This window comes from Nonomuraea sp. NPDC049419 (assembly GCF_040676995.1).
Classification (GTDB): Bacteria; Actinomycetota; Actinomycetes; order Streptosporangiales; family Streptosporangiaceae; genus Nonomuraea; species Nonomuraea salmonea.
On sequence record NZ_JBFAQB010000006.1, the window covers coordinates 1 to 12,224 of the forward strand.

At 70.4% G+C, this 12,224-nt stretch carries 10 protein-coding genes; 8 read left to right on the top strand and 2 right to left on the bottom strand.

Going from position 1 to position 12,224, the window contains the following annotated elements:
- The first annotated feature begins 122 nt into the window (after nt 1–122).
- From AB0K12_RS19685 to AB0K12_RS19695, 3 genes are read left to right on the top strand one after another with little or no spacing between them, the layout of a single operon-like run.
- On the top strand, nt 123–1,022 hold the full coding sequence (locus AB0K12_RS19685; RefSeq protein ID WP_364562743.1) for a sugar ABC transporter permease: 900 nt from the start codon (nt 123–125) through the stop codon (nt 1,020–1,022).
- A gap of 28 nt (nt 1,023–1,050) precedes the next feature.
- Nucleotides 1,051–1,902, top strand: a complete 852-nt coding sequence (locus tag AB0K12_RS19690; RefSeq protein ID WP_364562747.1) for a carbohydrate ABC transporter permease — start codon at nt 1,051–1,053, stop codon at nt 1,900–1,902.
- Nucleotides 1,903–1,925: 23 nt separating this feature from the next.
- The gene (locus tag AB0K12_RS19695) at nt 1,926–3,548 is read left to right on the top strand and encodes a beta-xylosidase (RefSeq protein WP_364562749.1); all 1,623 of its coding nucleotides are present in this window, start codon (nt 1,926–1,928) and stop codon (nt 3,546–3,548) included.
- On the opposite strand, the gene AB0K12_RS19700 is transcribed toward AB0K12_RS19695, so the two are convergent.
- The gene (locus AB0K12_RS19700) at nt 3,545–4,336 is read right to left on the bottom strand and encodes a FadR/GntR family transcriptional regulator (RefSeq protein ID WP_364562752.1); all 792 of its coding nucleotides are present in this window, start codon (nt 4,334–4,336) and stop codon (nt 3,545–3,547) included. The genes AB0K12_RS19695 and AB0K12_RS19700 overlap by 4 nt on opposite strands.
- Before the next feature lie 136 nt (nt 4,337–4,472).
- On the opposite strand from AB0K12_RS19700, the gene AB0K12_RS19705 reads away from it, so the two are divergent.
- From AB0K12_RS19705 to AB0K12_RS19725, 5 genes are read left to right on the top strand one after another with little or no spacing between them, the layout of a single operon-like run.
- On the top strand, nt 4,473–5,732 hold the full coding sequence (locus AB0K12_RS19705) for an extracellular solute-binding protein (protein WP_364562755.1): 1,260 nt from the start codon (nt 4,473–4,475) through the stop codon (nt 5,730–5,732).
- Nucleotides 5,733–5,734: 2 nt separating this feature from the next.
- On the top strand, nt 5,735–6,631 hold the full coding sequence (locus tag AB0K12_RS19710) for a sugar ABC transporter permease (protein ID WP_364562758.1): 897 nt from the start codon (nt 5,735–5,737) through the stop codon (nt 6,629–6,631).
- Complete coding sequence (locus AB0K12_RS19715) at nt 6,631–7,458, top strand: carbohydrate ABC transporter permease (protein WP_364562761.1); 828 nt, start codon at nt 6,631–6,633, stop codon at nt 7,456–7,458. The genes AB0K12_RS19710 and AB0K12_RS19715 overlap by 1 nt, the downstream gene beginning before the upstream one ends.
- 35 nt (nt 7,459–7,493) lie before the next feature.
- Nucleotides 7,494–8,585, top strand: a complete 1,092-nt coding sequence (locus AB0K12_RS19720) for a mandelate racemase/muconate lactonizing enzyme family protein (RefSeq protein ID WP_364562764.1) — start codon at nt 7,494–7,496, stop codon at nt 8,583–8,585.
- Nucleotides 8,586–8,628: 43 nt separating this feature from the next.
- Nucleotides 8,629–10,623 carry a right-handed parallel beta-helix repeat-containing protein gene (locus AB0K12_RS19725; protein ID WP_364562767.1) on the top strand — a complete coding sequence of 665 codons (1,995 nt, stop codon included), beginning with the start codon at nt 8,629–8,631 and terminating at the stop codon, nt 10,621–10,623.
- A gap of 215 nt (nt 10,624–10,838) precedes the next feature.
- Here AB0K12_RS19725 and AB0K12_RS19730 read toward each other — a convergent pair whose 3' ends face one another.
- Nucleotides 10,839–12,191: an MFS transporter gene (locus AB0K12_RS19730; RefSeq protein ID WP_364562769.1), complete on the bottom strand. Its 1,353-nt coding sequence runs from the start codon at nt 12,189–12,191 to the stop codon at nt 10,839–10,841.
- Between the last annotated feature and the right edge of the window lie 33 nt (nt 12,192–12,224).

Below are 12,224 nucleotides of genomic sequence, written 5' to 3' on the forward strand. Positions count from 1 at the left end.
GACCCGTTACGACAAGCTCGCCGTACGCTACGAAGCCGTCGTCATCATCGCTGCGATCAACCAGTGGCTCAGTGCCTTATGAAACACGACCTAGCGGGCCTGCTTCAGGAAGGAACTCCGACATGACCCACGCACCCGCGCCGGTGCGCAGGCGGGGCAGGCCGCAGACCGGGCTGGCGTTCATCGCGCCCTTCGCGGCGCTGTTCGCCCTGGTGTTCATCGTGCCCATCGCGTACGCCGCCTACCTCAGCCTTTTCCAGGACAAGCTGGTCGGCGGCAACGTCTTCGTCGGCCTGGACAACTACACCAAGCTCGTCGCCGACCCGCAGTTCTGGGACGGCGTGGGGCGCGTCGTGCGGTTCACGCTCGTGCAGGTGCCGATCATGCTGCTCCTCTCGACGGCGCTGGCGCTCGCCCTCGACAGCCTGCGCCTGCACGGCGCCCGGTTCCTGCGGGTGACGATCTTCCTGCCGTACGCGGTGCCGGCGATCGTGGCGACCCTCATGTGGGGCTTCCTGCTCGGCGTCAAGTACGGCCTGTTCGGCAGCCTCAACGACGCCCTCGGCACCGACGTCGACCCCTTCTCCCCCGGCACCACGCTCATCTCCATCGGCGTGATGGTGACGTGGGCGTTCACCGGCTTCAACATGCTCATCTTCTACGCCGCGCTCAAGGCGATCCCGCGCGAGCTGTACGAGGCGGCGGCGATCGACGGGGCGAACGAGTGGCAGATCGTGCGGGCCATCAAGCTGCCGGCGCTGCGCGGGTCGCTGGCGGTCACCGTCATCTTCTCGATCATCGGCACGTTCCAGATGTTCAACGAGCCGCAGATCCTGCCGACGATGGTCGCCAACAGCGGCGTCACCAGCTTCTACACGCCGAACCTGTACGCGTACAACCTGGCCTTCACCGGCTCCCAGCAGGGGTACGCGGCAGCGCTCGCGCTCGTCATGGCGGCGATCACGATCGCCGTCGCCTACGCCGTCCAGATCAGAGGGCTGAGGAATGCGACCGACCAGTAGCCTCCGGCTCTCCCCGCGTCTCCACACCGTGGACAACCCGCGTAAGAGCAAGACCCTCACGCTGATGACCGGGCTGTTCACGCTGTACTGCCTGCTGCCCCTGGTGTGGCTGGTCATCAACGCGACCAAGTCGCAGGAGGACTTCGTCTCGACGTTCGGGCTGGCGCCGGGCCGCGAGTTCGCTCTGTGGGACAACATCGTGCAGGTCTTCACCTACCAGGACGGCATCTTCTCCCGGTGGCTGCTCAACACCGTCCTGTACGTGGTCGTCGGCGCGACGGTCTCGACGTTCCTCGCCGCGCTCGGCGGGTACGCGCTGGCCAAGCTGCACTTCACCGGCAAGCGGGTGTTCCTCCTCGTCATCCTGGGGTCGATCTCGGTGCCCGGCATCGCGCTGGCGATCCCGCAGTTCCTGCTCTTCGCCGAGCTGGGCCTGACCGACACCCCGTGGGCGATCCTCATCCCGTCCTTCATCAACCCGTTCGGGCTGTACCTGATGTGGGTGTTCACGGCCGAGGCCGTGCCGACCGGGCTGCTGGAGGCGGCGAAGATCGACGGCGCCGGCGAGTTCAGGACGTTCCTGCAGATCGCGCTGCCGCTGCTGGCCCCGGCGGGCGTGACCGTGCTGCTGTTCTCGTTCGTGTCGATCTGGAACAACTATTTCCTGCCGCTGATCATGCTGAAGAACCCCGACTGGTATCCGCTGACCGTCGGCATCAACCAGTGGAACAAGCTCGGCTCGTCGGCCGGCAACGGCGCCCTGGTGCAGAACCTGGTGATCACGTCCTCGCTGCTCACCATCATCCCGCTGATCATCGCGTTCCTCTGCCTGCAGCGGTACTGGCAGTCGGGCCTGACCATGGGCGCCGTCAAGGGCTGACGCCCCCTCAAGAAAGAGAGACCATGACGAGATCCCTGCTGCGCATCGACGGGGAGCCGCGCGAGGAGAGCGCGTTCCCGCACGTCTGGAGCGCCTGCATCGGGGCCGGGCGGGCCAACGAGGCCCTGCGCGCGGACTGGCAGCGGCAGTTCGCCGAGGTGGCGGACACCCTCAAGGTGAAGTACGTCCGCTTCCACGGCCTCTTCCACGACGACATGTTCGTCTACCGCGAGAGCTACGGCGGCGGCTTCGGCCCCAACAGCCCGCTCCCCTCCCCCGTGCACACCTTCTCCTACGTGGACAAGGTCTTCGACTTCCTGCTGGAGCAGGGCGTACGCCCGTTCGTCGAGCTGGGGTTCATGCCGCGCGAGCTGGCCACCCAGACGGAGACGCTGTTCTGGTGGGGCGCGCACTGCAGCCCGCCCAAGGACATGCGGCGCTGGAGCGACCTCGTCACCGCGACCGTCGAGCACTGGATCGGCCGGTACGGATTGGACGAGGTGCGGCAGTGGCGCTTCGAGGTGTGGAACGAGCCGAACCTCGTCCCGCACTTCTGGACCGGCACCAAGACCGAGTACTTCGAGCTGTACGAGGCGAGCGTGCGGGCAATCAAGGCCATCGACGCCGAGCTGAAGGTGGGCGGCCCGTCCACCAGCGTCTTCGTGCCCGACGACCGCTACAAGGGCGAGGTCGAGGACCGCTCGGCGATGCTGGAGACGGCCGCCGCGACCGACGTGGACGCGCTCGACTGGCGGCCGGTGTGGATCGAGGACTTCCTGTCCTGGTGCGCGGAGCGGAACCTGCCGGTGGACTTCGTCTCGACCCACCTCTACCCCACCGACTACGCCTACGGCGCCGACGGCCAGGCGGTGCAGATCACCCGGTACGCCGACGCCACCTACGACGACCTGACCCTGCTGCGGGCGCTGCTGCGCGAGAGCGCCTACCCGGACGCGGAGATCCACATCACCGAGTGGTCCACGTCGCCGTCGTCGCGCGACTTCATCCACGACACGGTGTTCGCGGCCACCTCCATCACCCGCTCCTACCTGCAGTGCGCGTCCCTGGCCGACTCCATCTCCTACTGGACGTTCACCGACGTGTTCGAGGAGGGCGGGGCCGGCATCGGACCGTTCCACGGCGGGTTCGGGCTGGTCAACGAGGACGGCATCCACAAGCCGACGTTCCAGGCGTTCACCATGCTGGAACGGCTGGGCGACCGGCTGCTGCTCGCCACGCCCGACGGGGTGGTGACCCGCGACAGCCGCACGTCGGCCGTGTCGGCGCTGTTCTTCAACTATCCGGACGGCATGGGGCTGAAGGGGCTGAGCGCGCGCGGCACGTACGAGGCGACCCGCGAGCTGGCGGACGTCGGGCCGGGCCGCAGGATCCGCCACACGATCGAAGGGCTGGAGCCGGGCACCACGTTCCTCGTCGAGGTGCTGGACTGGGAGCACGGCAACGTCGCCGAGGCGTGGCACGCTCTCGGCGGGCCGCTCAACCTGTCGCCGGCGCAGCGCGACCACCTGCGCAGGGTGGCCGACGCGCTGCACGCGTCCACGCTGACCGTGCCCGACGACGGCGTGCTGGAGCTCGACGTCGAGCTGGCGCCCTGGGCGGTGCTGTCACTGCGGCAGTCTGCTTAGCGTTGCAGGCGCACCGGGGCGGTGGGGGCCTTGCGCCTGACCAGCCACGCCTCGGTGATGTGGGTGAACATCGCCGCGCTGGCGCCCTCGGGGTCGTGCGCGGCGATGCGCTCGTAGATGCGGCGGTGGCCCTGGTTGGACGCCACGCACAGCGCGCGCTGGGGCTCACCGAGGTAGCGGGCGGTGTTGACGACCTGGCTCTCCAGCGAGCGCACGACGCCTCGGGCGATGCGGTTGCCGGAGGTCTGCATGATCACGTCGTGGAAGGCGCGGTCGTGGTCGGCGTAGGTGACGTGGTCCCCCACCAGCTCGTCCATGCGATCGACCAGGGCTAGCAGCCGCCCGATGGTCTCGTCGTCGGCCAGCCGGGCGGCGAGGTAGGCCATGTCGGATTCGAGCAGGCGGCGCGTGACCACGAGGTCGTCGAGGATGGCCAGGCTCTCGTCCATGTCGATGGTGGCCGCGAGCACGAGCTCGTCGAGCATGTCCCACATCGTGGGCGGGGTGACGGTGGTGCCCGCGCCCTGCCTGACCTGGACGAGGCCCTTCTCCTGGAGGATCTTCACGGCCTCGCGGACGACCGTGCGGCTCACCGAGAACGTCTCGCACAGCACGGGCTCGGGGGGCAGCGGGGTGCCGGGCGGGTGGACGCCGCGCACGATGCGCTCCACCAGCTCCGCGGTCACCGCCTTGGCCAGGCTGGCCGGCCGCCGGACCCAGTTGGGCGGCCCAGTAGGCGGCCCAGTAGGCACCGAGACGCTGCCGGGCGATTCCTGCGATGCCGTCATGTCCCCCTCCACGCTGCGCTGCCGCCGGGGCGGCGCCCCGCCAGTATAGGCCACCCCCATTGACGTAATACGTCATACGAGTTACGTTTTCGGGCACTGCGGCCGGGGACGTCGGCCGCGCTCTGGGAGTGAAGCCATGAAGCAGCGAAGCCTTTGGGCTGCCGTCCTCGTCACCGGGCTGGCCTTGTCAGGCTGTGGCAGCGCCGCACCGACCCAGCCCTCGTCGAAGGGCGCACCGAGCAAGATCGTGGTCTGGGACTGGAAGTCCGGCGAACCGGGCGTGGCGTCCTACCTCGAGAAGGCGAAGGCCGACTTCGCCGCACGACATCCCGATGTCACCGTCGAGTTCGTGGCCCAGCCGTTCGACCAGTACTACACGCTGCTGGGCGCGGCGGCGCAGTCGGGCAAGGGCCCCGACGTCATGCTGTTCAACGGCGGCGGCCAGCTGCGCGACCGGGTGGACCTGCTGGTGCCGCTCGACGAGTACGTGGCCGCCGACCGGCAGCGGCTGGCCGGCTGGGACGCCTTCAGCAAGGACGGCAAGGTCTACGCCGCCCCGGTGACCTTGCAGGGCCACCCCATCTACTACAACAAGACGATCTACCAGAAGGCCGGCGTGGAACCGGCGAAGACCTGGGACGACTTCGTCACCGGCTGCGCCGCGATCAAGAAGGCCGCCGGCGCCGACTGCCTGGCGCTCGGCAACAAGGAGGGCTTCGGCATCCAGTTCTTCATGTCGGGGCTCGGACCGGGCATCCTGACGCCGAAGGAGTACGACGACTGGATCGCAGGAAAGCGCGACTGGACGTCCCCGCACGTCAAGGAGATCTTCCGGCTCTGGAAGAAGGCCGGCGACGACGGCCTCAACAACGACGGCGCCAACTCCACCGCCCTGTTCAACGACGCCTTCGCGCTCTTCGACACCGGCAAGGCCGCCCACGTCATCGGGCTGATGTCGGACGTCGGCCACTGGAAGGACTTCGGCGAGTTCCTCGGCCCGGACAACGTCGGCGTCATGGCCGCTCCCGTGGTCACCGAGGGGGCCGAGCCCGTCCTGCCGTACGACGGCGGCATCGGCTACGGGGTCGCCAAGACGGCCAAGGACCCGGCGCTCGCCGCCGACCTCGTACGGTCGCTGACCTCGACCGCCGCGCTGACCGCCTTCTCCACCGGCGCCGGCGCGATCACCTCCGACACCACCATCGACGCCTCCGGCGGCGCGCCCGCGGTGGCCGCGATCGTGCCGCAGATCAAGAGCGGCAAGCCCGCGCTGCACGTCGCGCTGTCCAGCAAGGTCCTCGACCTGATGGGCCGGCTGTCGCAGCAGCTGCTGAGCGGATCGGCCGAGGTGGACGACGTCGTACGGCAGCTGGCCGCCGCGGACGAGGCGAGCTGATCGTGCCGATCGGAAACACGCTCGGCCTGCCCCGGGGGGCGCGGGCCGAGCGGCTCGCGCCCTTCGTCCTGGTGGCGCCGGCCGTGCTCATCATCGTGGCGCTGCGGCTGTGGCCGCTGGTGCTGGGCGTCAACTTCTCCTTCACCGGCGACGGCGAGCGCAACGGCACCCCCGTCGGCCTCGACAACTACGCCGAGCTGCTGGCCGACCCGCTGTTCCAGACCGCGCTGGGCAACGTGGGGCTGCTCGTGCTGCTGCTGCCCGTCGCGGTGGCGATCCCCGGCCTGCTGGCCACCTTCATCTACCTGCGGGTGCCGGGACACCGGTTCTTCCGCAGCGTCTACTTCTTCCCCGCCGTGCTCTCCCCGGTGATCGTCGGCGCGATCTTCAACCTGATGCTCGGCTACGACGGCCCGCTGAACACCGCGCTCGCACTGATCGGGCTCGGTCCGATCGACTGGCTCGGCGACCCCGGCCTGGCGAAGTTCACGGTCATCGGCGTGCACGTCTGGGCGACGTTCGGGATGGCGCTGGTGGTCTTCCTCGCCGGGTTCTCCACGCTGGACGCCGCGCTCCTGGACGCCGCGAAGATCGACGGCGCGTCGCTGCCCCGGATCATCTGGCACGTCATCATTCCGGGCCTGTCGCGCACCATCCAGTTCGTCGTCGTCACCACCATGATCGGAATGCTGACGTCCATGTTCGGCCTGCTGTACATCATGACCAGCGGCGGCCCGGAGGGCTCGACGTACCTGCCGGAGTTCTACGTGTGGATGCAGCAGGGACAGATGAACCGCCCGGCGCTCGCCTCGGCGGCGTCCACGGTGCTGTTCCTCATCATGCTCGTGGTCGGCGTCGCGCAGGTGGCGCTGCTGCGCCGCGCGGGGAGTGAGGACTGATGCGCGGCCGGCGTCTCGGCCGGTGGGTGGCCGCCGTCCCCATGGCACTGCTCGCCCTCGCGACCATCTATCCCCTGGTGTTCACCGCGAACGTCGCCATGAAGACCCGGCGGGAGTACATCCTCGACCGCTTCTCCCCCGCGAGCGGCCTGCACCTGGAGAACCTCACCGCGGCGTGGAGCAGCGTCGGCATGGCCCGCTACTTCGCCAACTCGCTGCTCGTGGTGACCGTCTCGGTGGTCCTGCTGCTGCTCATCGGGTCGATGGCCGGGTTCGCGCTCAGCCAGCTGCGCTTCCGCGGCTCGACGGCGTTGTTCCTCGGCTGCCTGGCGGCGCTGTTCATCCCCTTCCAGGTGATCATGGTGCCGCTGGCGCGGGTGATGGCCGACACCGGGCTCATCGACACCTATCCGGGCCTGATCCTCGCGTACGTCGCGCAGTTCCTGCCTTTCACGATCTTTCTGATGACCAGCCACTACCGGACGATCCCGGCGGACATCGTGCACGCGGCCCGCATCGACGGCAACTCCACCTACGGCGTCTACCGGCGGATCATGATCCCGCTCGGCGCTCCCGCGCTGCTGTCCGTCGGCATCCTGGACGCGCTGTTCTGCTGGAACGACGTGCTGATCGCGCTGCTGATGATGCCGTCGCCCGAGCACCGCACGCTCATGGTCGGCGTCACCTCGCTGCGGGGGCAGTACTCCGACAACATCCCGCAGTTCGCCTCGGGCGTGCTCATCGCCGCGATCCCCGTGCTGCTCATCTATCTCTTCCTCCAGCGCCAGATCGCCGACGGGGTCACCGCCGGCTCCACGAAGGGCTGACATTGCGAATCTCGGGGTATCGGACACTGACGACGGTGCAGGCGTGGGGCCGTCCCGTCGGCGACGCCAACGGCGTGCACGCCGACGGGAACGTTCCCGTGCCGATCGTCCTGGTGGACACCGATGAAGGGATCACCGGCGTGGGCCTCGGCGCGCACGCCCACCTCGACGCCGTCTTCCCGGCGATCGAGGGCGAGGACCCGCGCGCCGTCACCGCGCTCTACGACCGCATGGTGCGGCGGACGTTCAAGGCCGGGCACGCGGGCGCGGTGTTCGGGGCGATCGGCGCGCTCGACACCGCGTTGTGGGACATCAAGGCGCAGGCGGCCGGCGAACCGCTGTGGCGGCTGCTGGGCGGGCGCGACCGGCGGATTCCCGCGTACGCGTCGGGCCTGGACATCGCGCTGACCGACGCGGAGCTGATCGCCGTGCACCAGGAGTACGCCGCGCGCGGGCTGCGGGCGGCCAAGCTCAAGGGCGGGCTCGACATCGGCCGCGACCGGCGGCGCCTGGAGCTCGTCCGCGAGGTCCTGACCGAAGCCGGGCAAGGAGCGCGACCGGCCCTGATGCTCGACGTCAACGAGTCCTGGACCCGCAAGCAGGCGGTCAGACACGTCGGCAAGCTGGAACGCGCGCTCGACCTGGTATGGATCGAGGAGCCGGTGCGGCGGTGGGACGCCGAAGGGCTGGCCGCCGTCGGGCGCGGGATCCGCGCCTCGGTCGCCACGGGCGAGAACCTCACCGGGCTCGAACAGTACCGTCCGCTGCTGGCCGCGGGCGCGGTGGACATCGTGCAGGCGGCCGCCGTCTGGGGGGTCACGCACTTCCTGCGGGTCTCCGCGCTGGCGCACGCCCACGACCTGCCGGTCAGCCCGATCGGCACCACGCCCGTCGGGCTGCTGCACGCGGCGGCCTCCGTACCGAATCACCTGGTCAGCGAGCTGCAGGACCTGCAGCCTCCGCTGGGCGTCTCCGTCGATCTGACCGTCGAGGACGGCGCTTTCGTGCTCGGCGACGCCCCCGGCCTCGGCATCACCCTCGACGCGGGCGCGATCGCCACGCCCGCGCCGCGCTCGGAGGGCACCCCCGACGTACGGCCGGAGCGTGCCGGGCTGCGGCTGCACTGACCCACCCCTGATCGTCAGAACTCATGAAAGAAAGGGAGATTTCGTGCGCCCATCGTTCAGGACATCTGTCGTGGCGGCCGCTGCCTTGATGACCGTCACCGGGCTCCTCGCGAGCCCGGCCGCGGCCGCGCCTGCGCGGACCATCGTGGTCGCCCCCACCGGTGCGAAGAACGCCGACGACCAGGGTCCGGGCAGCGCCGGCCGGCCGCTGGCCACCCTTGAGGAGGCGCAGCGCAGAGCCCGCGCGGCGGCGGCCGAGGGCCGGCACGACGTCACCGTCGAGCTGCTCGGCGGCACCTACCGATTGAGCGAGCCGCTGCGGTTCGGCGCCGCGGACTCCGGCAGGAACGGGCACGTGGTGACCTGGAAGGCCAGGCGCGGAGCGAAGCCCGTGCTGAGCGGCGCCCGCCCCGTCACCGGCTGGACACCCGGCGAAGACGGCGTCTACAAGGCGCAGGTCGGCTCCGGCGCCGACAGCCGGCAGCTCTACGTGGACGGCGCCCTGGCCCAGCGGGCCCGCATCGACGTGCCGCGCGACGCCATCACGCTCACCGCGACCGGCTTCACCCTCGACGACCCCGGCCTGGCCCACCTCGCCGACCTGCCCGACCAGCAGCGCATCGAACTGCAGGCCAAGCTGTCGTTCACCAACCGGTTCGCGCCGGTACAGAGCATCTCCGGCACCACGGTCACCATGCAGCAGCCGGCCTGGGACAACAACACCTACGGCTACGACACCATCCAGTCGCCGCTGCGCACGCCCACCTTCTCCCTGCTCAACTCCCGGGCGTTCCTCGACGAGCCGGGCGAATGGTACCTGGACCGCCGCACCGGGACGCTCTCCTACAAGCCGCTCGCCGGGCAGGACCTGTCCCGGGCGCGGGTCGAGCTGCCCCGGCTGGAGCGGCTGCTGGAGATCGGCGGCACGTACGACGAGCCGGCCCGCAACCTCCGCTTCGAGGGGCTGACCTTCACCGGCACGACCTGGCTCCAGCCCGGCACCTCGGAGGGATACGCCAACCAGCAGACCGGCGTGTTCATCGCCGGAGTCCAGGAGCACCGGCCGGACGACGCGTTCACCTCGTGCGACTTCGGCTGCAAGGGCTTCGAGGGCTCGCGCAACAACTGGTCGCAGACGCCCGCGGCGGTGCAGGTGTCGGCCGCGGAGAACATCGCCTTCACCGGTGACACGTTCGTCAACCTCGGCTCCGTCGGGCTCGGCATCGGCAACGACGCCAACGCCCACGCCACCGGGGTCGGGCTGGGCGCGCACGGCGTGACCGTCAAGGACAGCACGTTCACCGCGAGCGCCGGGGGCGGCATCGTCGTCGGCGGCGTACGGCCCGACGCGCACCACCCCTCCGATCCGCGCATGGTCAACAAGGACATCAGGATCAGTGGCAACCGCATCTATTCGACCGCCCGCGAGTACCTCGACCAGGACGGCATCTTCGCCAGTTACGTCACGCGGCTGACCATCGAGCACAACGAGGTCGCCGACCTGCCGTACACCGGGATCGGGATCGGCTTCGGCTGGGGCGCCAACGACCCGGGCGGCAGCCCCGAGTACATCAACCGCGGCCTGTACGACTTCCAGCCGATCTACGACACGCCGACCACGTCCACCGAGGTCCGCGTCGTGGGGAACCACGTGCGCGACGTCGTGCACACGATGTTCGACGCCGGCTGCATCTACACGCTGTCGGCGATGCCGCGCAGCCACATCGAGCAGAACTACTGCGAGAAGAGCGGGCAGCTCGGCGTGTACTTCGACGAGGGCTCCCGGTACATGTCCGCTGACAAGAACGTGTTCGTCGGCACCGCCGCCCAGTGGGCGCACGCCAACAACCAGAACGGCAACCACACCGGCGACATCACGCTGACCGGCAACTACACCACGAACCCCGCCATCACGGGGCTGGTGGACGGCGAACGCGGCAACACCGTCCGCGGCAACACCACCGTCACCGCCGACGACCTCCCGGCGGAGGCCGAGAAGATCATCGACCAGGCGGGCCCGCACGGCAAGACCCGCTGACCACCCGGCCGGCCTCACTGCGAAGCGGGGCCGGCCACCCCCGTGCACAACGAAGGACCGGCCCTGACCGGCAGCGCCAAGGCGGGCCGGGAGGGGCCGAAAGCGGATCTAGGGCGGGCCGGGGTGGACAGGGTGGACGGGGTGGGCCCGGATCGGCCGAGGGGGCGGCGGCGGGCCGATCAGCACTCACCGGGCGTGCCGCGGAGGGCCGGCGCTCACCGGCTGCGCGCTGCGGCGACCGTCGCCGGCACGACGGCCAGCGCCAGGATGCCGCCGCAGATGGCGAGAAAGGGGTAGCCCGCGACGGCGACGACGAGGCCCGAGGCCATGCCGCCGGTGGCGCCGGCGACGGAGACGACGACGTCGGCCGAGCCTTGACTCCTGGCACGGACGGCCGGCGGGACGGCGTCGGTGATGATGGCGGTCCCGGCGATGAGGCCGAAGTTCCACCCCAGCCCCAGCAGGACGAGGGCGACCGCGAACGCGGTGGCGGAGCCGGCGGGGGCGGCGGCGACGACCCCGGCGGCCAGGAGGACCGGCCCGGAGGCGGCGGCGACCACGAGGCGACCGTAACGGTCGACGAGCCAGCCGGTCAGCGGCGAGGGCAAGTACATCGCACCGATGTGGACGGCGATGACGAGCCCGGCGGCGGCGGTGCCGTGCCCGTGGTCGCGCATGTGGACGGGCGTCATGGTCATGATCGCGACCATGACCAGCTGGGTGAAAGCCATGATCCCCGCACCCACCAGCACACCGGGACGTCGCCGTCCCGCCACCGGCCGCGACCGTCCATCCACATCCTCAGCCGACACGACGGCACCCGGGATCACCCGCCGCGACCGTCCATCCACATCGCCCTCAGCCGACGCGGCGGTACCTTGGACCACCGGCCGCGACCGTTCATCCGCTTCGCTTTTGGCCGACCCGGCAGCACCCCCGGCCGCCACGGGGGGCCGGTCATCGGTCCCCTCCCCGTCCCCATCGCTGTCGCATTCGGGTCTCAGAGCTCGGGCCAGCAGCAGCGGATCGGGGCGGAGCCAGACGGCCAGGACGGCGGCGGCCAGCGCGTACGCGGCTGCGGCGAGGACGAACGGTCCTGCCAGTGCGGGAATGCCCAAGGACCGGGCGAGATCGCCGGCGGGGGCGGCGAGGTTGGGACCGGCGACTCCTCCCAGGGTCGTGGCGACCAGCACGGTGGACACGGCGCGGGCTCGCCCGCCGGGGGCGGCCAGGTCGGCGCCGGCATAACGAGCCAGCAGATTGGTGACCGTGCCGGCGCCGTAGCCGAACAGCGCGAGGAGCAGCAGGAACGGGCTGCCGGCGACGGCGGCGACGACGACGCCAGCGCTGCCGGCGGCACCGGCCAGGTAACCGGCGGCCAGGCCGGGCCGGCGCCCGCGGGCTTGGGACACGCGCCCGACGGCGACGGCCGCGACCGCGGAACCGGCGGTGCCCACGGCGCTGGGCAGCCCGGCGAGGCCGGTGGAGCTGAACACGTCCTGCGCCAGCAGGGCTCCGACGGTCACACCGGCCGCGAGCCCGACACCGCTGAGGATCTGCGCGGCCACCAGGACGATCAGGGAACGGCGCTGTGCCCGGAG